Origin of the sequence: Pseudomonas sp. KNUC1026, from assembly GCF_021650705.1 — a bacterium.
GTDB lineage: Bacteria > Pseudomonadota > Gammaproteobacteria > Pseudomonadales > Pseudomonadaceae > Aquipseudomonas.
Genome location: NZ_CP087138.1, coordinates 627115 through 651269, shown reverse-complemented (window position 1 = coordinate 651269; position 24155 = coordinate 627115). Strand labels below are relative to the sequence as shown.

23 protein-coding genes, 1 tRNA gene and 3 pseudogenes are annotated in these 24155 nt (G+C 64.1%); 21 read left to right on the top strand and 6 right to left on the bottom strand.

Annotation, left to right across the window (positions count from 1 at the left end; translation table 11 throughout):
* Positions 1-18: 18 nt before the first annotated feature.
* From LN139_RS02710 to glpD, 4 genes and pseudogenes are all read left to right on the top strand, one after another.
* A complete protein-coding gene (locus tag LN139_RS02710) occupies positions 19-507 on the top strand; it encodes a hypothetical protein (protein ID WP_236358501.1) in 489 nt (162 codons plus the stop codon).
* Between the two features lie 2 nt (positions 508-509).
* Positions 510-992: pseudogene (locus LN139_RS02705) on the top strand (transcription elongation factor GreAB).
* A gap of 37 nt (positions 993-1029) precedes the next feature.
* A complete protein-coding gene (locus LN139_RS02700; protein WP_236360231.1) occupies positions 1030-1821 on the top strand; it encodes a DeoR/GlpR family transcriptional regulator in 792 nt (263 codons plus the stop codon).
* A 201-nt stretch (positions 1822-2022) separates the two neighbouring features.
* Entirely contained in the window at positions 2023-3549 is a 1527-nt protein-coding gene (glpD, locus tag LN139_RS02695) for a glycerol-3-phosphate dehydrogenase (protein ID WP_236358500.1), read from the top strand.
* A 15-nt stretch (positions 3550-3564) separates the two neighbouring features.
* Here glpD and LN139_RS02690 read toward each other — a convergent pair whose 3' ends face one another.
* Entirely contained in the window at positions 3565-4356 is a 792-nt protein-coding gene (locus tag LN139_RS02690) for a class I SAM-dependent methyltransferase (RefSeq protein ID WP_236358499.1), read from the bottom strand.
* Positions 4357-4450: 94 nt separating this feature from the next.
* On the opposite strand from LN139_RS02690, the gene LN139_RS02685 reads away from it, so the two are divergent.
* From LN139_RS02685 to LN139_RS02655, 8 genes are all read left to right on the top strand, one after another.
* Complete coding sequence (locus LN139_RS02685; RefSeq protein ID WP_236358498.1) at positions 4451-5080, top strand: energy transducer TonB; 630 nt, start codon at positions 4451-4453, stop codon at positions 5078-5080.
* A gap of 78 nt (positions 5081-5158) precedes the next feature.
* Complete coding sequence (locus LN139_RS02680; protein ID WP_236358497.1) at positions 5159-6646, top strand: sensor domain-containing diguanylate cyclase; 1488 nt, start codon at positions 5159-5161, stop codon at positions 6644-6646.
* Positions 6618-6839 carry a cysteine-rich CWC family protein gene (locus LN139_RS02675; RefSeq protein WP_236358496.1) on the top strand — a complete coding sequence of 74 codons (222 nt, stop codon included), beginning with the start codon at positions 6618-6620 and terminating at the stop codon, positions 6837-6839. The genes LN139_RS02680 and LN139_RS02675 overlap by 29 nt, the downstream gene beginning before the upstream one ends.
* On the top strand, positions 6829-7521 hold the full coding sequence (locus tag LN139_RS02670; protein WP_236358495.1) for a pseudouridine synthase: 693 nt from the start codon (positions 6829-6831) through the stop codon (positions 7519-7521). The genes LN139_RS02675 and LN139_RS02670 overlap by 11 nt, the downstream gene beginning before the upstream one ends.
* A 272-nt stretch (positions 7522-7793) precedes the next feature.
* Positions 7794-8663, top strand: coding sequence for an alpha/beta fold hydrolase (locus LN139_RS02665; protein WP_329611001.1), 870 nt, complete (start codon positions 7794-7796; stop codon positions 8661-8663).
* 86 nt (positions 8664-8749) lie between these two features.
* Positions 8750-8823: transfer RNA gene (locus LN139_RS02660), tRNA-Gly, on the top strand.
* Between the two features lie 205 nt (positions 8824-9028).
* Positions 9029-9247 carry a hypothetical protein gene (locus LN139_RS25365; RefSeq protein ID WP_442964372.1) on the top strand — a complete coding sequence of 73 codons (219 nt, stop codon included), beginning with the start codon at positions 9029-9031 and terminating at the stop codon, positions 9245-9247.
* Positions 9248-9586: 339 nt separating this feature from the next.
* Positions 9587-10084, top strand: a complete 498-nt coding sequence (locus LN139_RS02655; protein ID WP_236358494.1) for a hypothetical protein — start codon at positions 9587-9589, stop codon at positions 10082-10084.
* Positions 10085-10142: 58 nt separating this feature from the next.
* Here the strand turns inward: LN139_RS02655 and LN139_RS02650 are convergent, their stop codons facing one another.
* Positions 10143-10589, bottom strand: coding sequence for a GNAT family N-acetyltransferase (locus LN139_RS02650; protein ID WP_236358493.1), 447 nt, complete (start codon positions 10587-10589; stop codon positions 10143-10145).
* A 208-nt stretch (positions 10590-10797) separates the two neighbouring features.
* Here LN139_RS02650 and LN139_RS02645 point away from each other — a divergent pair, with 208 nt between their 5' ends.
* A complete protein-coding gene (locus tag LN139_RS02645; protein WP_442964371.1) occupies positions 10798-12396 on the top strand; it encodes a HAMP domain-containing methyl-accepting chemotaxis protein in 1599 nt (532 codons plus the stop codon).
* A pseudogene (locus LN139_RS25070) lies at positions 12293-12787 on the top strand (methyl-accepting chemotaxis protein); the annotation flags it as partial. The gene LN139_RS02645 and the pseudogene LN139_RS25070, both read left to right, overlap by 104 nt.
* A 54-nt stretch (positions 12788-12841) precedes the next feature.
* Here the strand turns inward: LN139_RS25070 and LN139_RS02640 are convergent.
* The gene (locus LN139_RS02640; protein ID WP_236358491.1) at positions 12842-13714 is read right to left on the bottom strand and encodes a LysR family transcriptional regulator; all 873 of its coding nucleotides are present in this window, start codon (positions 13712-13714) and stop codon (positions 12842-12844) included.
* 102 nt (positions 13715-13816) lie between these two features.
* Here LN139_RS02640 and LN139_RS02635 point away from each other — a divergent pair.
* From LN139_RS02635 to LN139_RS02625, 3 genes and pseudogenes are all read left to right on the top strand, one after another.
* Positions 13817-15150 (top strand): annotated as a pseudogene (locus tag LN139_RS02635) (CitMHS family transporter).
* The gene (locus LN139_RS02630) at positions 15107-16453 is read left to right on the top strand and encodes an acyclic terpene utilization AtuA family protein (RefSeq protein ID WP_236358490.1); all 1347 of its coding nucleotides are present in this window, start codon (positions 15107-15109) and stop codon (positions 16451-16453) included. The pseudogene LN139_RS02635 and the gene LN139_RS02630 overlap by 44 nt, the downstream one beginning before the upstream one ends.
* Positions 16450-16767, top strand: a complete 318-nt coding sequence (locus tag LN139_RS02625) for an AtuA-related protein (RefSeq protein ID WP_236358488.1) — start codon at positions 16450-16452, stop codon at positions 16765-16767. The genes LN139_RS02630 and LN139_RS02625 overlap by 4 nt, the downstream gene beginning before the upstream one ends.
* A 147-nt stretch (positions 16768-16914) precedes the next feature.
* Here LN139_RS02625 and LN139_RS02620 read toward each other — a convergent pair whose 3' ends face one another.
* Entirely contained in the window at positions 16915-17838 is a 924-nt protein-coding gene (locus tag LN139_RS02620) for a LysR substrate-binding domain-containing protein (protein ID WP_236358486.1), read from the bottom strand.
* A gap of 128 nt (positions 17839-17966) precedes the next feature.
* On the opposite strand from LN139_RS02620, the gene LN139_RS02615 reads away from it, so the two are divergent.
* The 4 genes from LN139_RS02615 to LN139_RS02600 are packed head-to-tail and all read left to right on the top strand — an operon-like array spanning position 17967 to position 22117.
* Positions 17967-18842: a transketolase gene (locus tag LN139_RS02615; RefSeq protein ID WP_236358484.1), complete on the top strand. Its 876-nt coding sequence runs from the start codon at positions 17967-17969 to the stop codon at positions 18840-18842.
* Between the two features lies 1 nt (position 18843).
* Positions 18844-19845 carry a transketolase family protein gene (locus LN139_RS02610; RefSeq protein WP_236358481.1) on the top strand — a complete coding sequence of 334 codons (1002 nt, stop codon included), beginning with the start codon at positions 18844-18846 and terminating at the stop codon, positions 19843-19845.
* A 12-nt stretch (positions 19846-19857) separates the two neighbouring features.
* Positions 19858-20874 (top strand): NAD(P)-dependent oxidoreductase, encoded by a 1017-nt coding sequence (locus tag LN139_RS02605; RefSeq protein WP_236358479.1) that lies wholly within the window; start codon positions 19858-19860, stop codon positions 20872-20874.
* Entirely contained in the window at positions 20780-22117 is a 1338-nt protein-coding gene (locus LN139_RS02600) for an MFS transporter (protein WP_236358477.1), read from the top strand. Before LN139_RS02605 ends, LN139_RS02600 begins: the two co-directional genes overlap by 95 nt.
* Positions 22118-22228: 111 nt before the next feature.
* Here the strand turns inward: LN139_RS02600 and LN139_RS02595 are convergent, their stop codons facing one another.
* On the bottom strand, positions 22229-22855 hold the full coding sequence (locus tag LN139_RS02595) for a glutathione S-transferase family protein (protein ID WP_236358475.1): 627 nt from the start codon (positions 22853-22855) through the stop codon (positions 22229-22231).
* Between the two features lie 42 nt (positions 22856-22897).
* Complete coding sequence (locus tag LN139_RS02590) at positions 22898-24031, bottom strand: cysteine desulfurase family protein (RefSeq protein WP_236358473.1); 1134 nt, start codon at positions 24029-24031, stop codon at positions 22898-22900.
* Positions 24032-24155: the final 124 nt, after the last annotated feature.

Here is a 24155-nt window from a genome sequence, read left to right as displayed (position 1 = left end):
AACTCATGCCTCGCTGAAATGAACGCGCATTCTGCCGCGCGGGCCATCCGCTCGCCAAGCAAAGGCTGGCCACTGTGCCACAATGGCCGCAAACCGCATTGGGAGCCCACCGATGAACAGCCGTTTTTCACCCTGCAACTGATCCTCTGTATTGCCTTGGGCCTTTGGCTCGGCGCAGTGGCAATCGGCCTGAGCGGCTGGCTGGCCTGGCGCTTTCTACCTGCTGCGCAGTTGCCACCGTTGCCGCCGCCCGCAGCCATGCGCGCCCCGGTGCCACCCCCGCCTTCGAACGAACCTGCGCCAGCACCGCCGGCGCCGCAAGGCAGTGACGCCATGTTCCAGCATTACCAGCAGAACCTGCACAGCCAGCAACTGCGCCAATACGAAGACGCCGCGCGCCGTGACCCTGCCAACCAGAGCAATCCGCAATGCCAGTTCTGGCTGGAACAGTCGCGCAACGCCCCCACCGACCAAAGCCGCGAGAACGTCGCGCGCCTGTGCCGCTAACCATGAACAAAGCCGCGTTACTGGCGAACATCGTCGCCACCCTCGAACACGACCACGACCTGCTGGCCCGCGCGGTGCAGACCGCTCGCGAAGCGGCCACTCACGAAGAAAGCAAAGCCGAGAACAAGTACGACACTCGCGGCCTTGAGGCCTCTCTACCTGGCCCACGGCCAGGCGCGCCGGCTGCAGGAAATTGCCCGAGCGCTGGCGCTCTACCGCGCGCTGCCGGTGCAAGCACATGATCCGGAAGTGGGCATCCGCACCGGCGACATGCTGCAGCTGCGCGCCGATGATGGCAGCACCCGCAACCTGTTCCTGGGCCCTGACGCGGCCGGCCTGCGCCTGGAGCTGCAAGGCCAGCCCTGGCTGGTGATCACCCGCAAGCGCCGCTGGGCCAGGCACTGAGGGGGCTGGGCGAAGGCGATGAGGTGAGGCTCAATCTCGAAGGTGGCGCCAAAGGCTATGCCATCGTCGCAGTGCAATAACCCGGTGCATTGTTTTGCGGCCGCCTGCTCCGGCATGATGCGGCCATCCCGAAGGCAGCCCAAGGACTCCTATGAACCTGCCCCCCGCCAGCAGCAGATCCTCGAACTGGTGCGTGAGCGCGGTTATGTGAGCATCGAGGAGATGGCCCAGCAATTTGTGGTCACTCCGCAGACCATTCGCCGTGACATCAACCAACTGGCCGAAAGCAACCTGCTGCGCCGCTACCATGGCGGCGCCGCGTACGACTCGAGCATCGAGAACACCGCCTACGCCATGCGCGCCGACCAGATGCGCGATGAGAAGCAGCGCATCGCCGACAAGGTCGCTGCGCAAGTCCCCGACTACGCCTCGCTGTTCATCAATATCGGCACCACCACCGAATGCATCGCCCGTGCGTTGCTCAACCACCAGCAGCTCAAGATCATCACCAACAACATTCATGTGGCCTCCATCCTGAGCGGCAAGGACGATTTCGAGGTGCTGCTGGCAGGCGGCACCGTGCGCCGCGACGGTGGCGTGGTCGGCCAGGCCTGCGCCGACTTCATTCAGCAGTTCAAGGTCGACTACGCGCTGGTGGGCATCAGCGGCATCGATGAAGGCGACGGCAGCCTGCTGGATTTCGATTATCAGGAAGTGCGCGTGTCCCAGGCCATCATCGCCAATGCCAGGCAGGTGATCCTGGCGGCAGACTCCAGCAAGTTCGGGCGCAATGCCATGGTGCGCATGGGCTCGATCGGCCTGGTCGATTGCTTGGTGACCAACGAAGCGCCAGCGCCCGCCCTCATGACGGTGCTCAACGAGCACAAGGTCCGCCTGGAAGTCGTCTGACCGCCTCCCTGCCACCGCCGGCCGGCGGTGGCAATGTTCGCTTATGTTCTTTTTCTTGCACTTTGATCGAATTTATCAATCGAAGCTGGGTAGCGATGCTCGTTTTGTTGCGCTACTATTTTCGAAAATGAACATTGAACGTCCGGTTTCACTCGAATTCGAAACCGACCACCGCCGTGCGAATGCTGGGAGGCTGCCCCGATGTTCCGACACACTACCCCCGTCCCCCCTCTGGCCGAGGCCTATGACGTTGCCGTGATTGGCGGTGGCATCAATGGCGTCGGCATTGCTTCGGACGCCGCCGGCCGCGGTTTGTCGGTGTTCCTGTGTGAGCGCGACGACCTGGCCAAACATACCTCTTCGGCGAGCAGCAAGCTCATCCACGGCGGCCTGCGCTACCTCGAGCACTACGAATTCCGCTTGGTGCGCGAGGCACTGGCCGAGCGCGAAGTGCTGCTGGCCAAGGCGCCGCACATCGTCAAGCCATTGCGCTTCGTGCTGCCACATCAGCCGCACTTGCGGCCGGCCTGGATGATCCGCGCCGGCCTGTTCCTCTACGATCACCTCGGCAAGCGTGAAAAACTTCCTGCGTCCCGCAGCCTGCGCTTCGGCCCGCGCAACCCGCTGAAGGCTGAACTCAAGCGCGGTTTCGAATACTCCGATTGCTGGGTCGACGACGCCCGCCTGGTGGTGCTCAACGCCCAGGCCGCTCGTGACAACGGCGCGCACATTCACACCCGCACCCGTTGCGTAGGCGCCCGCCGCAGCGAGGGGCTGTGGCACCTGAACATGGAGCGTGCCGATGGCACCTCCTTCTCGATCCGCGCCAAGGCTTTGGTGAACGCTGCCGGCCCGTGGGTAGCGCAGCTGCTGCGCGAAGACTTCAAGCTCGAATCGGCCTATGGCATACGCCTGATTCAAGGCAGCCACCTGGTAGTGCCGCGCCTGTACGAAGGCGATAACGCCTACATTCTGCAGAACGAAGACAAGCGCATCGTCTTCGCTATCCCATACATGGGCCAGTTCACCCTGATCGGCACCACCGACCGCGAATACACCGGCGACCCGGCCAAGGTGGCGATTACCGAGGGCGAGACCGACTACATCCTGCAAGTGATCAACAATCACTTCAAACAACAGCTGTCGCGTAGCGATATCGTGCGCACCTACTCAGGCGTTCGCCCGCTGTGCAACGATGAATCCGACAACCCTTCTGCCATCACCCGTGACTACACGCTCGCGCTGTCGGGCGAGAAGAGCGAGCCACCGCTGCTGTCGGTGTTCGGCGGCAAGCTGACCACTTATCGCAAGTTGGCCGAATCCGCCATGGCGGACCTCGCTCCGTGGTTCCCGAACATGAAAGGCAGCTGGACGGCCAAGGCGCCACTGCCAGGTGGTGAAAACATGAGCACGCCGCAGGCTCTCGCGGCCGAGTTGCTCGCTCGCAACGCCTGGCTGCCGGCAAGCACCGCTGAACGTTGGGCCACCACCTATGGCTACCGCAGCTGGGCCTTGGTCGAAGGCGCGGCCAGCATTGAAGACCTGGGCCAGGATTTCGGGGGTGGGCTGAGCGCCCGGGAAGTGGACTACCTGTGCCGCGAAGAATGGGCAGTGGACGCCGAGGACATCCTCTGGCGCCGCACGAAGGTCGGCCTGTTCACCACGCCTGAGCAGCAGAAGGCGCTGGCCGATTACCTGAGCCGGCAGCGGCGCAGCCAGGCGGCGTAACCAGGCTCGGGCTGCTCAACGCGGCCCAGGTTTGAGCGCTTTGAGCGGGTAGACGTCGTACCGGCTCGACTTTCCCTCGATCACCAGGCTTGGCGCCCGCCCTTCGATGGCGGGCGCTTTGCGTGGGCGCTTGACCACCACGCGGTGAGTGGCCAAGGCCAGTGCGGCTGCCAGCAAGGCAGGTGCATCCAGGTCATCCCCCACCAGTGGCCGGAACAGGCGCATCTCCTTCTTCACCAATGCGCTTTTGTCGCGATGGGGAAACATCGGGTCGAGGTAGATCACCTGCGGCGGCTCGCCCGGCCAGGCTTGCATCACCTCGATGGCATTGCCTTTGAGCAGTTGCATGCGCGCAGCGATCTCGGCGGTATCGGCCGACTGCGCCGCACGCGCCAGCCCGTCCTCAAGCAGCGCGGCGATCACCGGCTGGCGCTCGATCAGCTGCAGGGTGCAGCCCAGGCTGGCCAGCACGAAGGCATCGCCACCCAGGCCCGCGGTAGCGTCCAGCACCTGCGGGCGAACGCCCGCCTGCACACCCACGGCCTTTGCGATCATCTGCCCGCTGCCGCCGCCGAACTGGCGCCGATGCGCTGCGGCGCCCTCGACGAAATCCACCCGCACCGGCCCCGGCGCCTGCGGGCCAAGCAATTGCAATTGCAGGCCAGCATCACCGACCTGCAAGGCAAGCTCGGCCTGGCCATCGAACAACGGAAGCGCCAGGCGCTCGGCCCATTGTCGGGCGAGAGAGGAATGGGCGGCACCAAGCGCCTGAACTTGCAACACAGGCGCCGTCTGTCGGTCTGGCATGGGGTTTCTCACGAGGCGGTTAAAGCGACGGCCGGGCTGGCCGATAGCAACAGTGTCCGGTATTTTGCCAGAACTCAGCCAGCGCCCGAATCCCATGTCCGATTTCGTCTCCGCCCCTGTCGGTTACGTCTCCCCTGTCGGGAACTACAGCCAGCGCAACGTCCAGACTCTGGGCGGCAGTAGCACGCTGTGGGAGGATTTCTTCGCCCGCGCCCAGGCCGAGCGCCGCGGCGACATCGAGGCCGGTGCCGAGGGCACTTTCGAGTTGCTCGCCCTGCCCGCCGACGAAAACGCAGCGCCCGCCAGCGGTGAGCCGACCCTTGAGCAGATCAACGACCAGCGCGCCTGCCCCATCACCGACAAGGTGATCGAGCCGCCCAAGCCGCTGTTCCTGCCGATCGCCGAGCTCGATACCGACCTGCTGCCCAAGGCCGCAAAGCCCTACCCGCCTGAAGAAATCGCCCAGCAGCAGTACGAGCTGCAATTCGACGAGGCCTGGGCACGCCCGGTGGTGATGAACTACGGCAAACCGCTCCCGACGCCCGGCCCGGGCCCCTCCCCGCGCGCGCTCTACCTGCCGATCGCCGAGTTCGAAACCGGCCTGTTGCCGCCGCCGAACACGCCTTATTCGGCCGCCGAGATGGCGCAGCAGCAATACGAGCTGCAATTCGACGAAGCCTGGGCGCGCCCGGTGGTGTTGCAGAACATTCGCGTGGCCGCTTGAGCTGAGTGTTTCAGCGCGCCGCGCGCAAACAATTCCACGTAGAATGCTGGCCACAGGACACCAGCTCATGGAATCGACATGCCTTCGCGCTCCTCCCTCTTCTCCCAAAAGCCGCTGATCACGGCGCTGGTGATGCTGTTGGCCGGCGCACTGATTGCCACGTCCTTGCTCAGTTATTACGCCTCCCGCAGCTCGATCCGCGACAGCATCGTCAACACCGAGCTGCCGCTGACCTCCGACACCGTCTATTCGGAAATCCAGAAGGACCTCATCCGCCCGGCGCTGATCGCCTCGATGATGTCGCGCGACACCTTCCTGCGTGACTGGGTGATGAGTGGGGAGAACAGCCCGCAGCAGATGACCCGCTACCTCAACGAGGTGATGGAGCATTACGGCGCCTACACCGCGTTCTTCGTTTCCGAGCAGACCCGCACCTACTACCAGGCCAAGGGCGTGCTGAAGAAGATCGACCAGGCTGAACCCCGCGATGTGTGGTACTTCCGCGTGCGCGACATGGCCGAGCCTTCCGAGATCAATGTCGACCTGGACATGGCCAACCAGGACAAACTCACCTTCTTCATCAACTACAAGGTGTTCGACTATCAGGGCCGCTTCATCGGCGCCACCGGGGTGGGGCTTACGGTAGATGCGGTGATCAAGTTGCTGGACCGCTATCAGCAGCGCTACGGGCGCATGGTCTATTTCGTCGACAGCCAGGGCACGCTGATGCTCACCGGCGCCAATGGCGGGCCGGAGGGCGCGCGCGCCGGCACCCGCTTGCAGAACATCCCCGCCCTGGCCGACCTGATGGTGCGGCTGCCCCGGCCCAGCGATGGGCAGTACGAGTATCGCGAACAGGGCAGCGGGCACTTTCTCAACGTGCGCTACCTGCCTGAGCTCAACTGGTACCTGTTCGTCGATAAACGCGAGAACGGCGCGCTCTCCGGCATTCGCCAATCGCTGTACCTGAATCTCGCGATCTGCGGCCTGGCCATTGTGTTGATGGTGCTGGTGTTCAGCCATGTGCTGCGCCGCTATCAGCGCCACGTCGAAACCCTGGCCACCCAGGACAGCCTCACCGGCCTGCCCAACCGTCGTGGCTTCAACCTGCTGGCCGGCCAGGCACTGAGCGACGTGCAGCGGTCCGGCGCGCCGCTGAGCGCGTTGATGCTCGACCTGGACAAGTTCAAGGTGCTCAACGATACCCATGGCCACCTGGCCGGCGACGAGGTGCTGGCAGGCTTCGCCGACGTGCTGCGCGACACCCTGCGCACCAGCGACATCATCAGCCGCTGGGGCGGCGAAGAGTTCATCGTGCTGCTCAAGGACACCGACGGCAACGCCGCCCAGGCCATCGCTGAAAAAGTGCGGCAGCGCACCGAGGCCCATGCATTCCATTACCGCGGCAGCGCCCTGCACATCACCACCAGCGTGGGCCTGACGCTGATGCAGCCGGGCGACAACCTGGAGAAGGTCATCGCCCGCGCCGACAATGCGCTCTACCGCGCCAAACAAAGCGGCCGCAACCGGGTGTGCTGTGAACAAACCAACAGCCCCCGCGCCTGAGGCGCTGTGCCCGGCCTGCGGCGCCCGCAATGGCTGCGCGGTAGCCGCCGGCACGCCTGAGCCGTGCTGGTGCTTCGGGGTCACCATCAACGCCGAGCGCCTGCTGGCACTGCCGCCTGAGCTGCGCAACGCCCGTTGCCTGTGCCCGCGCTGCGCCGGCGTGCTCGAACAGCTGCAACAGCATGCGCCTTGACCGCCTGATCGCCCTGCGCGGGCCCTTCAATCGCCAGCAGGCACGGCTGGTGCTTGCCCAGGGGCGCGTGCTCGTCAACGGCCAGGTGTGCCGGGAGCCAGCCCACGAGGTGAGCGCCTTCGACCGCGCCGAGGTCGACGAACACCTGCTGCAGGCCGGCGAGCCGGCGCGCTATTACATGCTGCACAAACCCACCGGCTGCGTGAGCGCCACCAGCGACCCCCGCCACCGCACCGTGCTCGACCTGCTCGCCCCCGAGCACCGCCTAGGCCTGCACCTGGCCGGGCGGCTGGACTACCACACCACCGGTTTGCTGATCCTCACCAACGACGGCCAGTGGTCACGCCGCCTCACACAACCCGGCAGCCAGCAACACAAGCGCTACCGCGTGTATACCGAGCAACCGATCGGCGAGCACTACGCCGAGGTGTTCGCCCAAGGCCTGTATTTCGCCTACGAAGGCCTCACCACGCAGCCGGCCACCCTCGTGCGCCTTGGCAGCCATATGGCCGAGCTGAGCCTCGTGGAGGGCCGTTACCACCAGGTCAAGCGCATGTTCGGCCATTTCCAGAACCGCGTGACCGGCCTGCACCGGCTGAGCATGGGCCCGCTACTGCTCGACCCTGCGCTGCAGCCGGGCCAATACCGCGCCCTGACGGCTGAAGAGATCGAGCAGATCTGATCCTCCTTCTTCACCCAGTGGGGGATTCCATGGCTTTTCTTCGGCCGTTTTGCGTCGCCCGTTACACGGCGTCCGGCAAGCCGGCCTCCCACGGGGTGATCTGCGCCTCAGCCAACCCGGTGGGAGGGCGGCTTGCCGCGCGACTAGGCCCGCAATCCGTCTAGCACAGGCACCCGCCTATCGAATCGTCACCCACGCCCCATCGTTCTGTCACATGCCCCCTGCAAAGTCCCTCTGCGCAAGTACTCGTTTTTCGCCAGGAGTCGACGACCATGAGGCCAGAAACCGCCGTACTGAATGTACAAGGCCCCTACCGGGTGTACACGGAGTTCTACCGCTCAAACCCAGGCGCCAGCACTGTAATCCTGGTCAATGGCTCATTGGCCACAACCGCCTCCTTCGCGCAGACCGTGCGCAACCTCACCCCGCGCCTGAACGTGGTGCTCTATGACCAGCCCTACGCCGGCAAATCCCGCGAGCACAACGGCCATCAACACCTGATCAGCAAGGCCGAGGAGAGCCGCATCCTGCTCGACCTGATCGAGCACTTTCGCGCAAGCCATGTGATGTCGTTCTCCTGGGGCGGCGCCTGCGCCATGCTGGCCCTCGCTCAGCGCCCGCGGCGCATCGAAAGCGCAGTGGTCAACTCCTTCTCGCCGATCATCAATCCGCCCATGCGCGACTACCTCGACCGCGGCTGCCAGGCCTTGGCCGACCGCAACCGCCAGCAGATCGCCACGCTGATCAACGCCACCATCGGCAAACACCTGCCGCCGCTGTTCAAGCGCTTCAACCATCGCCACGTGAGCAGCCTGGCCGAGCAGGAGTACGCACAAACCCAGCACCACGTGAACGAGGTGCTGCACGACGACCTCGGCACCACCCTCACCGCCGCGCGCGATATCGACGTGCCGGTGCTGTTCGTCAACGGTGAATGGGACGAATACACCACGCCAGAAGACGCCCGCGCATTCGGCGGGCACGTACGTGATGCTCGGTTCGTGAGCATCGCGCAGGCGGGGCATTTTCTGGACATGGAGCACAAGGCGGCCTGCGAAGGGCACAGGCGGGTGTTGCTCGGGTTTTTCGAAGATCGGGGGGAGGTGCGGGACTGGAAGGCGATGCGGGCGGTGGCGGTTTAGAGCCTGCCAGGCGCTTGGAAGGGAGATTTATTTTGGGGTTGGGGTTCCCATCCGGGGGAGGTTCTGGTAAAAAGTGCAGCCTTCAAGCGGGTATAGTTTAGTGGTAAAACGAAAGCTTCCCAAGCTTTAGTTGAGGGTTCGATTCCCTCTACCCGCTCCAACTTTCGATTCAGGGCCGTTCGGCCTATCTTCGCAGCCACCTCCCTCGTACCAAGCGCACACACTAAGTCCGATCGCTCACCAGTACGTCAGCGCATGTTCTGGATGCCTGGTCAGAAGCTTTGACTAAAGCCTCAAATTCTTTGCTCACGAACCAACATCATTTCGAAAGTTACAGACCACCGTGCGTTATTACCGTTTAGCGCATGAAGCGTAAGTTCGTTTGCCCCCCCCACGGGCCGCCCGACTTTGCGCTTCGAAGGCGCCTTGACAACATGCTATGCTCGGCCATCAAGTACCGCAGCACTGACCACATTGCCTCCCATCCAGAACAGATCGGCGGATCTAAGGAGCCTGGGGTGCCGCCTCTCACATGGGTCAGACGCCACGCGCTGGAAATCATCCAGCACATGATTCACGCTTGAGTGATTATCTTGCAGGAAGCAGAACGGCGAGCGCTGAGATCACTACGTTTGAAAGAGGCACACTCTTCAGATCCCCGGCACGCCAAGAAAGTAGCACGCGACCCTGCCTTCTGGAGCAGGTTTTACGCGACTCGCGTCAATTCGTAGAAGAAGGCGATGTGTTTGGCATTTTCTACTAACCTTCTTTCTTTACCGATCAAAAGCCTTCAATTGACCTTTTATTTTTTCAAGTTTCAATAATCAGTATCCTTCTGATACACATCATGAATTTTTCACAGTCGCTGATTGCGTGATCCGCCACAGGAAATGCCAAATGCCTGAAAACCACCCAGACCTAAAATGAGCGAAGCTCAATATCTGATAAATGCCCGCACCCTTACAGGAAAGCGGCTGAACGCGCTCCTACACGACCAGTACTATTTCAACGATGAAAAATACCTGGAAGATACAGGTTCTCTCACATGGCAGTTCGGCGAGGGCGAAGTACTATCCATGTATATTTTGAATGACGGCGAGCGGGTGGGTGCCGACCTGACGCCAGGTAAAGTACCGCCGTCTTTCGAAATAGAGCCGAACGCCATATGCTCATGGAGAAGAGAAGACCTGCTTGCAGACTTATCGGCCACTCACTTGGAGGGCACAATCATATGCTCGGTTGAGGGAATCCTTGACGCCTTCATCAACTCCGAGCCCTGGCTGGCAGGGTTCAGGGTAACCTTTGAAACAGGCGACTATTTGGCCTATCTCAACCAAGGTGATAATGCCGCCGTAATGATCAATGCGCTTCCGCCAGCCGGTGCGGAGATTCAAACCCGCTTCGTGACTTCTTTCGAGTGACGCCGTGGGTTGCGCAAAAACCTGGCCGAAACCGCACACCGTGCCTTCACCGCTGCGGTTATTGAAATTTCTTCTCGAAATACACACGATCAAAACCTTCTTCCGAGCGCTCACCTATTTTCAGATAACCCAGTCTGGGGTAGATCGAGAGGTTGTCCGTCATCTTCTTATTGGTATACAACTGAACAGCGCTCATCCCCCATTGACGGGCAGTACCCTCACAAAACCTGATCAATGCCTTCCCGACGCCCCGCCCGGCCGCACTGGGCAAAACGGCCACATTTTCCAATAAGCAATGCCCTTCCTTGGCATGGAACACAATAAACCCCTGAAAGTTGGCGTGTTCATCCGCCGCAACATAGACGATGCCCGCCGCTATCTGCGTAGCGAAATCCGCAATCATCGGCGCAGGCTTGCGCCCGATCCTCGGTACATAACGGGCATAGGCTCGTTCAGCGCAATCTCTTACATCGGGCTCATCACTGGCGACTGCTTGTCGGATCATGTCGCTCTGCCTCCAGGGCTCTGCGTTATCGGGCTTGAGATCAATACCTTGGCTACAACCCCTCTACGGCGGCTGTCTTCAGTGTGGGCAACCGCTACCCCACCATTCACATGCAGGCCAGACACTGCCGATGAACGGAATGACCACCCCGTTTCGGCGGCGTTCGCCAACACTCAAAAAATATATTTAGCGCGCAAACTATTCAGGAATGCTAAAAAGACAGCATGAAGGCAAAGAGCCATTACTCCTTGTCCCGCCCTTTCACCGTTTTGGTACTCCTCCCATGCAGCAATCTCGCTCGAACGCTTTCGACAACCTCAGCGTACGCACCAAACTCTCCCTGGGCTTCACCCTCCTGATCGCGATGATCCTGCTGGTCGCCTACACCGGCTGGCAGGCTGCACTGAACCTGGCTGACCGCAGTGATCGCATGCGCGATATCGCCAGCCTCGGCACCATGACCCGGGACATGCGTATCGAGCGCCTGGTGTATTACGTGAGCGGTTCCGATGAGCAGGCGAGCAAGTGGCTCGCCGCCCTGGACAAGATCGAGGCCCAGGCGCATGCGATCCAGCCGAATTTCAGTTCCCAGCAGAACGTCGTATTGCTGAACGAGGTAAGCGACCTGCTCAAAAGCTATCGAACCTTCTACCAACAGGCGGTCGCCTCGACACGTGAGCGCGATACGGCACGCAAGGCTGCGTCAACGTCTGCGCAGGCGCTGAGCGTGCAGCTCAAAGCACTGTCGAGCGAGGCCAACGCTGAGGCCTACAGCTACCAGGCGCGTGAACAGCTCGCGGCAGCCACGTTCGACTTGCAGAAAATGCATCTGATGTTCCGCGACTACATCGCGATCCCCAGCAAGGACTCAGCAGCCGCCGCGAACAGTGCTGTGGCCGATGTATCAACGGCTCTTTCCGCACTCAAAACCACCAACCTGCCCGCTGAGGCAGTGCAGCGGCTGGTTGCCGAGGCCAGCCGTTACAAGCAGGGGCTGGAGCAAAGCGTTCAGGCTCAAGAGGCAGTGGACGCGGCGCAGGCCAGCATCACCACGACGATCAACCGGTTGCTCGCCCTCGGCAACCAACTGACCGACATTCAGGCCGGCTTTCAGAAGTCCGATATCAGCGATGCGCTCCGTGCCCTGCTGATCTGGCTGGGTGTGGCGATCGGCCTCGGCCTGTTGGCGGCCTGGCTGATCACCCGCTCCATCGTGGTGCCGCTGGAACAGACGGTGGAGATGGCCGAAACCGTGGCCAAGGGTGATTTCACCCACCGCCAAACCGTCACTCGCACCGACGAGCTCGGTGCCTTGCAGTCCAGCATGCAGCGTATGACCGTCAACCTGCATGGCCTGGTCAGCCAGCTCAAGGACGGCGTGGTGCAGGTGGCAAGCGCCGCCGAGCAGCTCTCCGCCGTCACCGAACAGACCAGCGCTGGCGTGCAGTCGCAGAAGGTCGAGACCGACCAGATCGCCACCGCGATGCAGGAAATGGCTGCCACCACCCATGAAGTGGCGCGTAACGCCGGCCAGGCTGCCACTTCTGCGCTCGACGCCAGCCGGCAGGCCGGTGAAGGTGACCTTGCGGTGAACAAGGCGGTGGGCCAGATCGAACAGCTGGCCAAGGACATGGCGGCTGCCAAGGCGGTGATGACCACCCTGCGCGGCCATGCCGACAGCATCGGCGGCGTGGTCGACGTCCATCAAATCGGTCTCCGAGCAGACCAACCTGCTGGCACTCAACGCAGCGATCGAAGCGGCACGGGCGGGCGATGCCGGGCGCGGGTTTGCGGTGGTGGCCGATGAGGTGCGCGGCCTGGCCCAGCGCACTCGCACGTCTACCGAGGAGATCGTGCAGCTTATCGCCGGGCTCAACCAGAGCACCGACCACATGGCCACGGTGCTGGAGCAGAATGCCGCCCTGACCGACAACAGCGTGGAACGCTCACGGGAAGTCGGCCAGATGCTCAAGCAGATCGCCCGCTCGGTGAAAGATATCGAGTCAATGAACGAGCAGATCGCCTGCGCCGCCGAGCAGCGAAGCGCTGCCGGCGAGCAGATCACCCGCAGCGTGACCAACGTTCGCGACATTTCGGATCAAACAGCCGCCGCCAGCGAGGAGACCGCCAGCTCCAGCTCGGAGCTGGCGCGCATCAGCGTGCAGCTGCAAGCGCTGGCTGGCCGGTTCAAGGTTTGACCCATTCGTAGCAACCTCACAAATAGAGCGCCCCGCTGTTGAAGCAGGGCGCCTTCAACCTCCGCGCAGGCACTCGACCAGCCGTTGCGCCGCGGGTGAAAGGCTTCCCCCGCTGCGCGTAATCACCCCCAACTCCCGCTCCAGCCCCGCCTCCTCCAACCCTCGCCTCACCAGTCGCGCCCCACCGTCATCGGCCGATTCCGGCAGAAGTGCGACCCCCAATCCGTTGCGCACCAGCGCCAGCACCGTCGACATGTAGTTCGCCTCCATCACCGCCTTGAGCCGCAATCCACGTTCGTGAAACACCTGCTCGGTCTGTGCGCGCACGCTGCTGTCGCGGCCGGTGAGGATCATCGGCTGGTCGTCCAGGTCGGCAAGGCTGAGCGGGCCGCTGGCGAGCCGATGGCCGAGGGGCACGAACAGGCAGAGGCGGTCCTGCATGAGCGGCGCGAAATCCAGGCCGTGGCTGAGCTTGGCCTGCACGCCAAGGCCGAAATCGACGTCGGCATTGCGCACCCGTTCGCAGATGCGCTCGGCGACCAGGTCGCGCAGGCGCACTTCGATGCCGGGGTACGCCTGCGCGAACACCGCCAGCCGCTCCGGCAGCATGCCGGCGCACAGTGAGGGCAACGCGGCGATGCTCACCACACCACGGCGCACAGCGGCCAGGCCTTGGCCTGCGCTGACGATGTTGCCCAGATCCAGCAGCAGCTTCTCCATGGCCGGCAGGGCCTCGCGGCCAGCGGCGGTGAGTGCGACATGGCGAGGGCTGCGTTCGAGCAGGGCGACGCCCAGCCAGCTTTCGAGCTGGCGAATCTGCACGGTAAGGGCCGAGGGTGAGAGGTGCAGGTCGTCGGCCGCGCGGGCGAAGTTGCCGCGATGGGCGACGGTAACGAACGCGCGAATGTGTTGCAGGGCATTCTTCATTTTGTTTTTTCGAATGTGGGCCGCTTTTAATTGCAATTTACACACGCCGCGTGTCTTCCCGATACTCAAGCCAACAATAAAAACAAGCCGGAGCCCTCCCCCATGCTCGCCCTCTATGGCGTCATCACCATCCTTGCGCTGTTGGTCGCAGTGATGAGCAAACGCGTATCGCCCCTGGTGGCGCTGATCGCTTTCCCGGTCCTTGCCGCGCTGGTCGCCGGCTTCGGCCTGCAAACCAGTGGTTTCATCCTCACAGGCATCAAGAACGTCGCGCCGGTGGTGGGCATGTTCATCTTCGCCATCCTGTTCTTCGGGGTGATGACCGATGCCGGCATGCTCGACCCGATCATCGACCGCATCCTGCGCGCGGTGGGCACACGGCCCACACGTATCGTCTGCGGCACAGCGCTTCTGGCCTTGCTGGTGCACCTGGACGGTTCGGGGCGGTGACCTTTCTGGTTACGGTGCCGGCGATGCTGCCGCTGTACACGCGGCTGGGCATCGACCGGCGCGTACTCGCCTGCGTGGCGTCGATGGCGGCCGGGGTCAACTTCCTGCCCTGGACCGGCCCGGTACTGCGCTCCTCGGCCGCCTTACACGTGCCGGTGGCCGAGCTGTTTCAGCCGCTGATTCCGGTGCAACTGGTGGGGCTGGCGTTCGTGTTCGGTTGCGCCTGGTGGCTGGGCCGGCGCGAGGAGAAACGCCTTGGCCTGCTCGGCGGCGGGCAGGTGGAAGCACCACAGCGGGTGCTCACGCCCGAAGAGCAGAGCCTGCGCCGCCCTCGCCTGTTCTGGGCCAACCTGATGCTCACCCTGGTCGTGATGGCAGTGATGATCGCCGGCTGGGTCGATCCGGTGGTGATGTTCATGCTCGGCACGGTGGCCGCGCTGTGCCTGAATTATCCGCAGGTCGACCAGCAACGGCTGCGCATCGACGCCCACGCCAAGACTGCCCTCACCATGGCCAGCATCCTGCTCGCCGCCGGTGTGTTCACCGGGATCATGCAAGGCACCGGCATGCTCAAGGCCATGGCCCAGGTGGCGGTGCAGCAGATTCCACCGGGGCACGGCACGCTGATTCCGATGCTGGTGGGCTTTGTGTCGATGCCGCTGAGCCTGCTGTTCGATCCTGATTCCTTTTACTTCGGCGTGATGCCGGTGATCGCCGAGGTCGGCCGTTCGCTGGGCGTGGACCCGTTGCAGGTGGCCCAGGCCTCGCTGCTGGGCGTGCACACCACAGGCTTTCCGGTCAGCCCGCTGACGCCAGCGACCTTCCTGCTGGTGGGGCTGTGCAAGCTGGACCTCGCCGACCACCAGCGCTTCACCCTGCCCTTTCTGTTCGCAGCGTCCGTGCTGATGACCTTGGCCGCGCTGGCATTGGGAGTTTCTGAACATGAATACCTTGCGTATTGGCGCTGGCGCCGGTTACTCCGGTGACCGCCTGGAACCTGCGGTTGAGCTGGCTCGCGAAGGCGAGCTGGATTACCTGATCTTCGAATGCCTGGCCGAGCGCACCATCGCGCTGGCTCAGCAGGCGCGCCTGGCCGACCCGCAAGCCGGTTACGACCCGTTGCTGGCGGCGCGAATGCGTGCAGTGCTGCCGTTCGTTCGCCAGGGCAGCCGGCGCCTGCGGATCATCAGCAACATGGGCGCGGCCAACCCGCGCGCCGCCGCACGCTGCGTGCAGGCCATCGCTGCGGAGCTGGGTTTGCATGGCCTGAAGGTGGCTGCGGTCGAGGGTGATGATGTGCTGGCCGTGCTGCGTGCGCATCCCGAATGGGAGCTGGACAACGGCCTGAGCGTGGGCGAGCTGGGCGAACGGCTGGTGTCGGCCAATGCCTATCTCGGCGCCGAGGGCATCGTCGAGGCGCTGGCCATGGGCGCCGATGTGGTGGTGACCGGGCGCGTCGCCGACCCTTCATTGTTCCTGGCCCCGCAGGTACATGCGTTCGGCTGGGCGGCGGACGACTGGCTGCGCCGTGGCCGCGGCACGCTCACCGGGCATTTGCTCGAATGCGCGGGGCAGGTCAGCGGCGGCTACTTCGCCGACCCTGGGGTGAAGGAGGTGCCGGATCTCGCGCGGCTGGGTTTTCCGCTGGCGCAGGTCGATGCCGAGGGCCACGCACACATCACCAAGGTCGCCGGCAGCGGCGGGCGCATCGATGTGGCCACTTGCACCGAACAGTTGTTGTACGAGGTGCATGACCCCAGCCGCTACCTCACCCCGGATGTGACGGCAGACTTCTCGGCGGTGCGGTTCGAGCCACTTGGGCCTGACCTCGTTCAGGCCAGCGGCGCCAGCGGCAGCGCCCGGCCGGAGCGGCTGAAGGTGACGGTGGGCTATCGCGACGGCTGGATCGGCGAGGGGCAGATCTCCTATGGCGGCCCCAACGCCGTGGCCCGCGCGCGCCTGGCCGGGCAGATCGTCAAGCAGCGCCTGGCGCTGACCGGCGTGGCGGTGCAGGAGCTGCGTTGCGAGCTGATGGGCATCGACTCGCTGCACGGCAGCGCTTTTGGCCAGGCTGGCGAGCCGTGGGAAGTGCGGCTGCGTGTGGCGGGGCGCTGCGCCACACGCGAGTGCGCGCAAGCCTTGGCTAACGAGGTGGAAACCCTCTACACCAACGGCCCGGCCGGCGGCGGTGGCGCTACCCGCCAGGTGCGGGAAGTGCTGGCGGTCGCCAGTGTGTACCTGCCACGCGAGCTGGCGCCGCCGAGTGTTCATCTGGAGGTTTGCCCATGAGCCGGTTTCTGCATCAGCTTGCCCACGCCCGCACTGGCGACAAGGGCGACACGTCGAATATCTCGGTGATCGCCTACAAGGCTGAAGATTATCCAAGGCTGGCCGAAGTGCTGACGGCCGAGCGCGTAGAGGCGTGGTTCGCGCACCTGCGCGACGCCAGCGCCGGGCCCGTGCGGCGTTATGAGATGCCACAGTTGCATGCGCTGAATTTCGTGCTGCCGGGGTTGTTGCGCGGCGGCGTCACGCGCTCGCTGGCGCTGGATGCACATGGCAAATGCCTGGGGGCTTCGCTGCTGAGGATGGAGGTGGAATAACGGGCTTGTCGCCGTTGCACGTCGCCCGGCAAGCCGGCCTCCCACAGTTTGATCTGCGCGTTGTGGCCACATCCGTGGGAGGCCGGCTAGCCGGGCGACAGCCTCCCACCGTTGAGCCGGGCGTTGTGGCTATCCGTAAGAGGCCGGCTAGCCGGGCGACGCACAACGCCCGACGCTCAACTCATCCAGCAACCATTTCTTGAACACCTCCACCGCCTGGTGGCGGGTGCGGCGCCTGGGGTACACCAGATAGTGCCCCACGTACTGGATGTCATGGGTCATGCCACGAAACGGCGCTACCAATGCACCACTTTCCAGTTCGTGCTGCGCCAGCAGGCTGGATTCGAGCACCACGCCCATGCCGTTGACCGCTGCGGCAATCGCCATGCTGCTGCGGTCGAAACGCAGCGCATAGTGCCGTGGCGCAACAAGGCGATTGGCCTCGAACCAGCCTTTCCATTGCAGCATCTGCACATCGCATTGAATCAGCCGTTGCTGGTAGAGATCCTGCGGCGTGCGCAAGGTGCCGGCCAGCGCCGGGCTGCACATCGGGCTCAGGTGCTCCATCGCCAGCGGCACCTTCTCATGCAGCGCCGAGCGGGGCTCGCCGTAGACCACGTCCAGGTCGAAGTCATCGTTGTCGAACTGGGCGTAGTCGGTGCTGGCGGAAAACCGCAGGTCAACATCCGGGTGCGCAGCCACGAAGCGCGCCAGGCGCGGCATCAGCCATTGCATGCCGAAGCTGGGTGCGGTGTGCAGGCGAAGCGGGCGCGGTTCGTCACTCTTGATCAGCGCCAGGCCCCGGTGCATTTCGTCAAGGCCGCGTTGCACGTACTCAAGCAGCGCGCGGCCAGGCGCGGTCAAGTTGACCTCCCGCGTAGTACGCTCGAACAGCGCAACCTCGATCAAGTCTTCGAGCTTCCTGATCGAGTGGCTTACCGCACTCGCGGACACACCGATCTCCTGCGCGGCCTGCACGAACGAGCCGGTGCGCCCGGCTGCCTCGAACACACGAAGTGACGCCAGCGGCACCCGCCGCAGTTGTGCAATCAGTGAATCTGGCTCAGCCATGGCTGCGAAAATATCCTTTGTGAGCGAGAAAACGCTGGTGCTAGCGTGAGTGCAGGTTGTACGCGGCTATTTGATGAATTTGCAACATCAATGCGCCAACTACGCTCACAAAAAGGCAGGAACCCATAATGACAATAATCGCTCAAGGCGCCGAAGCGGCCACCTCACCGCTTCAGCGCATCGCTCACCACGCCTGGCGCATCCGCCGCTTCGCCCTGCGCATGGGTGAAGTCCAGGGCCAGGGCTATGTCGGCCAGGCACTGGGCTGGGCCGATGTACTGGCCACCGCCTGGTGCCACGCCATGAACCTTCGCCCCCACGACCCTGAATGGGAAGGCCGCGACCGCTTCCTGCTCTCCCACGGCCACTACGCCATCGCCCTCTACGCCGCATTGCTCGAAGCCGGCGTGCTGCCGGAAAGCGAACTCGAGACCTACGGCGCCGACGACAGCCGCCTGCCCATGTCGGGCATGGCCAGCTACACGCCGGGCATGGAAATCTCCGGCGGCTCGCTCGGCCAGGGCCTGCCGATCGGCGTGGGCATGGCGCTAGCGCTGAAATTCAAGAACAACCCGGCCTGGGTGTTCAATTCGATGTCCGACGGCGAGCTGGACGAAGGCTCCACCTGGGAGGCGGCACTCTCGGCAGCGCACCACAAGCTGGGCAACCTCATCGCGCTGGTGGACCTGAACCGCCAGCAGGCCGATGGCAACTCCCATGAAATCCTCGAGTTCGAGCCTCTGGTGGACAAATGGCAAGCCTTCGGCTGGCACGTGCAACGGGTCGACGGCAACAACCTGCCGGCGGTGGTCGCCGCCTTCGACGCCGCCATGGCGCACCCGGCGCAACAGCCACGCGTAATCCTGTTCGACACCTTGATGGGCAAGGGCGTGGACTTTCTCGAAACCCGTGAAAAGAACCACTTCATCCGCGTAGAGCCCCACGAGTGGCAGGCTGCGATCCAGGCATTGGATGCCCGTTACAACAACGATGGGAGCCTGTGACATGAGCGTCGAAGCCCTGAAAAAGCCTCGCCTGACCACCTCGGCGATGATTGCCTCGATCGCCAGCGAAGGCCAGCGCACCGAGGCCGCCCCGTTCGGCCATGCGCTGGTGGAAGCCGCGCGGCATAACCCGAATATCGTCGGCCTGACCGCCGACCTTTCCAAGTACACCGACCTGCACATCTTCGGCCAGGCCTTCCCCGAGCGGCACTTCCAGATGGGCATGGCCGAGCAGCTGCTGATGGCCGCCGCCGGCGGCATGGCCAAAGAGGGCCTGGCGCCTTTTGCCACCACCTACGCGGTGTTCGCCACCCGCCGGGCCTACGACTTCATTCACCAGGTGATCGCCGAGGAGAACCTCAACGTCAAGATCTGCGCCGCGCTGCCCGGGCTGACCACCGGCTACGGCCCCAGCCACCAGGCCACCGACGACCTGGCGCTGATGCGCGCGGTGCCCAACATGACCGTGATCGACCCGTGCGATGCGCTCGACACCACCCAGGCCGTGGCCGCGATGGCCGAGCATCAGGGGCCGGTGTACATGCGCTTGCTGCGCGGCAAGGTGCCGCTGCTGCTGGACGAGTACGGCTATCGCTTCGAGCTGGGCAAAGCCAAGCTGCTGCGCGATGGCAAGGATGTGCTGATCATCTCCAGCGGCATCATGACCATGCGTGCGCTGGAGGTGGCCGAGCGCATGCAGGGCGGCGCTGCGGAGGTGGCCGTGTTGCATGTGCCGACCCTCAAGCCGCTCGATGAAACAACCATCATCGAGCAATGCCGGCGCAGCGGGCGCCTGGTGGTGGTGGCGGAAAACCACAGCACCGTGGGCGGCCTGGGTGAAGCGGTGGCGCTGGCGCTGCTCAAGGCGCGGGTGAGCCCGGCCTTCCAGCAAATCGCCCTGCCCGATGCCTTTCTCGACGCCGGCGCCCTGCCCACCCTGCACGACCGCTACGGCATTTCCACCGACACCATGGTGGCCCGCATCCAACAGTGGCTGGCCTGAGGAGTACCCCGCATGAACGTTGCATTCATCGGCCTGGGGGCCATCGGCCTGCCCATGGCACTGCAGATTCAAGGCGCCGGCCACACGGTGGTCGGTATCGAGTTGAGCGAAGCCGGGCGCCAGACAGCCCAGGCCCAGCACCTGGAAGCCAGCGGTGACTGGCGCGCGGCACTGGAAGCCGACGTGGTGGTGGTGATGGTCGCCACGCCCGCGCAATTGGCGGCGTTGGTCGACCAGTTCAGCCAGGCCACCCCCGGCCAGCACTGGGTGATCATGAGCACGGTCGGCCCGGCCGCGGTGCGCGAGCAAGGCGCGCGATTGGCCAGCCGCGGCATCGTGGTGGTGGACGCGCCGGTGACCGGCGGCGTCGCACGCGCGCAAACCGGCAGCCTGCTGATCTTCGCGTCCGGCACGGCGCAAGCACTGGACCATGTGTCGCCGGTGCTGCGGGCGATGGGCAGCGTCAAGCCGGTGGGTGCTCAGGTCGGGGATGGCCAGGCGATCAAGGTGGTCAACCAGCACCTGTGCTCGGTGCACCTGGTGGCCGCTGCCGAAGCGCTGAACCTGGCGCGCTCGCTCGAGCTGGACCCGGCCCAGGTACTGGCGCTGATCGAACAAGGCGCCGGCGGTTCATGGATGCTCTCCGACCGCGGCCCACGCATGCTCGAAGGCACCGACACGCGGGTCACCAGTATGGTGGATATCTTCGTCAAGGACAGTGGCCTGGTGGCCGAGGCAGCCCGGGCCTGCGATGCGCAGGTGCCGTTGCTCGACATCGCTCACCAGCGCTTCACCCAGGCGACCGAAGCAGGCCTGGGCAAGCGCGACGACAGCCGTGTGATCGAAACCTGGGCGCTGCCGCGCCCTGACGCTGTTGCGATACCGAAGGGCGGTTCGCCGCCCGCTACAACAACGATAATGTTCGGAGTCAGCCATGAGCGACACTCGATCAGCCTCAACCCAACCCGGCGGCAATGCCGCCAAGGTCTCCTTCGCCTCGATGATCGGGTCGGCAGTGGAGAGCTATGACTTTTTCATCTACGGCACAGCGGCCGCCGGCTGGTTCGGCAAGGTGTTCTTCCACACCACCGAGCCCATCGTCGGTATCCTTGCGGCCTTCGCCACTATGGCAGTGGGCTTTTTCATGCGCCCGCTGGGTGGGTACCTCGCAGGCCACTTCGGTGACCGCGTGGGGCGCAAGGCGGTGCTGCTATGGTCGCTGCTGGCCATGGGCGGAGCTACGGTGCTGATCGGTGCCCTGCCCACCTACGAGCAGGCCGGGGTGATCGCGCCCTTGCTGCTGATTTTCCTGCGCATGCTCCAAGGCATCGGCTTCGGTGCCGAATGGGGTGGCGCGGTGCTGATGGCCTGCGAGCATGCACCGGCCAACCGCCGTGGCTTCTTCGGTGCGGTGCCGCAAATCGGGATTCCTATGGGCTTGCTGATGGCCAACGGCGCCTTTTTGTTGTCCTCGGCCTTTCTGGAAGGCGATTGGGTGTGGCGTGCGCCGTTCCTGTTTTCGGTGGTGATGGTCGCGGTGGGCATGTACATCCGCCTGGGCGTGAGCGAGTCACCGGCTTTCGAACAGGCCAAGGCTGAGAACACCCTGGTCGAGCAGCCCGCGCTGCATGCCCTGCGCAACGACTGGCGCAAGATCCTGCAACTGGCCGGCGCCCGCCTGGCTGAAACCGGCGGGTACTACATCGCTACCAGTTTCATGCTGTCGTACGTGCTGCTGGCCAACGTGGCGGCCAAGGAAAACGTGCTCTGGGGCACCATGATCGGCTCAGCCCTGGGGCTGGTCAGCCACTTGCTGTTCGGTGCCTTGAGCGACCGCATCGGGCGCAAGCCGGTGTTCCTGCTGGGGTCGATCTTCACCATCGCCTTTGGCATTCCGATGTTCCTGATGATCAACAGCGGCGTCACCGTGATGATCGTCGCTGCGGTGGCGGTGTCGCTGCTGCTGAGCCACGACCCGATCTTTGCGGTGGAGTCGAGCTGGTTCTCCGAGCAGTTCCCGGCCAACGTACGCTCTTCAGGCATCTCGCTGGGCTACAACTGCGCCTCGCTGATCGCCGGCGCCCTGCCCTTCATCGCCACGGCAATCTACTCGCAGGTGGGCTGGATGGGGCCGGCGCTGCTGTTCAGCTCGCTAGGGGTGATCTCGACGGTGTGTGCGTTGAAGATGCGCGAAACGGCGCCAGCGGTGGCGGGCAAGGTCGAGAGCAGCAACCCGGCGGGGTTAGTGGTGAGCAGGCCAGCGCACCGTTGAGGTTGGTTCGTCGTTCGTCGCGCGGCAAGCCGCCCTCCCACTACTCTGAACTGCGCCGCAGATTTTTTTGAGTGGGAGGGCGGCTTGCCGCGCGACGTGTAACTGACCGGTTCAGGGTTGCCCTGGCCCGCAGTACAGTTCGAAAGCCTCACGGCCACCGAGCCTTTGGTAGTACTGCTCGATCGCCGGAAAGTGCGGATGCTCGAATGGCGTGCCGAACCACCGGTTCACCGACAGCCCGATCACGATGTCCGCCAGGCTGAAGTGCTCGCCAGCCACGAACGCCTGTGTCTTGCACAGCTGCTGCTCCAGAATGCCCATCGCCGCGGCCCAGCGCACCTGGCCTTTGAGCAGCGCGGCAGGGTCCTGAAAATCTGGGTGCTTGCGCACTCGTGAATGAAACACATAACTCCAGGCCGGGTTCAGCTCAACGGCTTGCCAGTCCATCCACTGGTCCACCGCCGCGCGCTGGCGAACGCTGGCCGGATACACCGCCTCCCCGCCATAGGCATTGGCCAGGTAGCGCAGGATGCTGTTGGACTCCCACAGTACGAAATCATCGTCGATCAATACCGGGATCTGCGCGTTCGGGTTCAATGCCATGAAGGCTGGCGCCTGCGGCGAGCGAAACCCCAGCCCCCAATCCTCTTCCCGCTCCAGCGGCAGGCCAAGCTCTTGGCATGCCCAGAGCACCTTGCGTACGTTGATCGATGAAGTACGCCCAAGCAGTTTCAACATTTTTCATCCTTGTGATCGATGCCCAACCTCCGGCCCCTGGAATCAGGCACCGGGCAAACAGCCCTTGATAATCTGCACCAACTGCTCGACATCCTGCGCGGTGGTGTAACGCCCCAGGCTCAGGCGCACGCTGCCTGATGCCTGAGCATCACTGAGCCCCAGCGCCCGCAACACGTGCGAAGGCCCGCTGCTCGCGGAGTTGCAGGCCGAGGTCGAGGAAAAAGCCACCTGCTCGGAGAACTGGCGCATGTTGAAGAACGGGTGGCCGATGCACAGGTTCACCGTGTGTGGCACGCGCTGCGTGGGATGGCCGTTGAGGGCCACGCCCGGCAATGCCAGCAGGCGTTCGCGCAAATCCAGGCTCAGGCCGCTCAGGCGCGCCCATTCAGCTTCGCGCTGCGCCCCGGCAAGGGCAAAAGCGCTGCCCATGCCGACGATCTGGTGCGTGGCCAGGGTGCCGGAGCGCAAGCCCTGCTCATGCCCGCCACCGTGGATCTGCGCGCCCAGGCATGGCCGTGCCCGTTCACCGACGAACAATGCACCGATGCCCTTGGGGCCGTAGCTTTTGTGAGCAGAGAACGACATCAGGTCCACGGCCAGCGTCGCCAGGTCGATCGCCACCTTGCCAGCGGCCTGGGCAGCATCCACATGCAGCAAGGCGCCGTGGGCACGCACCAGAGCGCCAATCGCCTGAATGTCGGTGAGCGTGCCCAGCTCGTTGTTAACCAGCATCAGCGACACCGCAAGCGTGTCACCTCGCAGTGCCTCTGCCACCGCCTGGGGCTGGATCAGGCCGTCCCGATCAGGCGCCAGCCAGGTGACCTCGAAACCCTCTCGCTGCAATTGAAGCACCGTGTCGAGCACCGCCTTGTGTTCGATCGTGCTGGTGATCAGGTGCCGGCGCTCACCCGCCTTGGCGGCGAGGCCTTTGAGCGCCAGGTTGTTCGACTCGGTCGCACCGGACGTCCAGATAATGTTGCCCGCCTGCGTGCCCACCAGCGCAGCCACCTGCTCGCGTGCGGTTTCCACCGCCAGGCGCGCGCGCTGGCCGAAGCCGTGGGACGCCGACGCCGGGTTGCCGAAGGTGCTGGCGCGGCCCATGCAGCTGAGCATGTCGGTAATCACGGCGTCGTCGATGGGCGTCGTCGCGGCGTAGTCGAAATAAAGCTGTTGCATGGCTGGGCCACCGGGATCAGTGAGGGAAAGACTGCCCCATGCTAGCCGATAACGCCGGGCGGGTGCGCACCGTGCACAAGCCCCCAGGGTGCTTGTTTAACAACATTTCACAACAGCCCCTCGC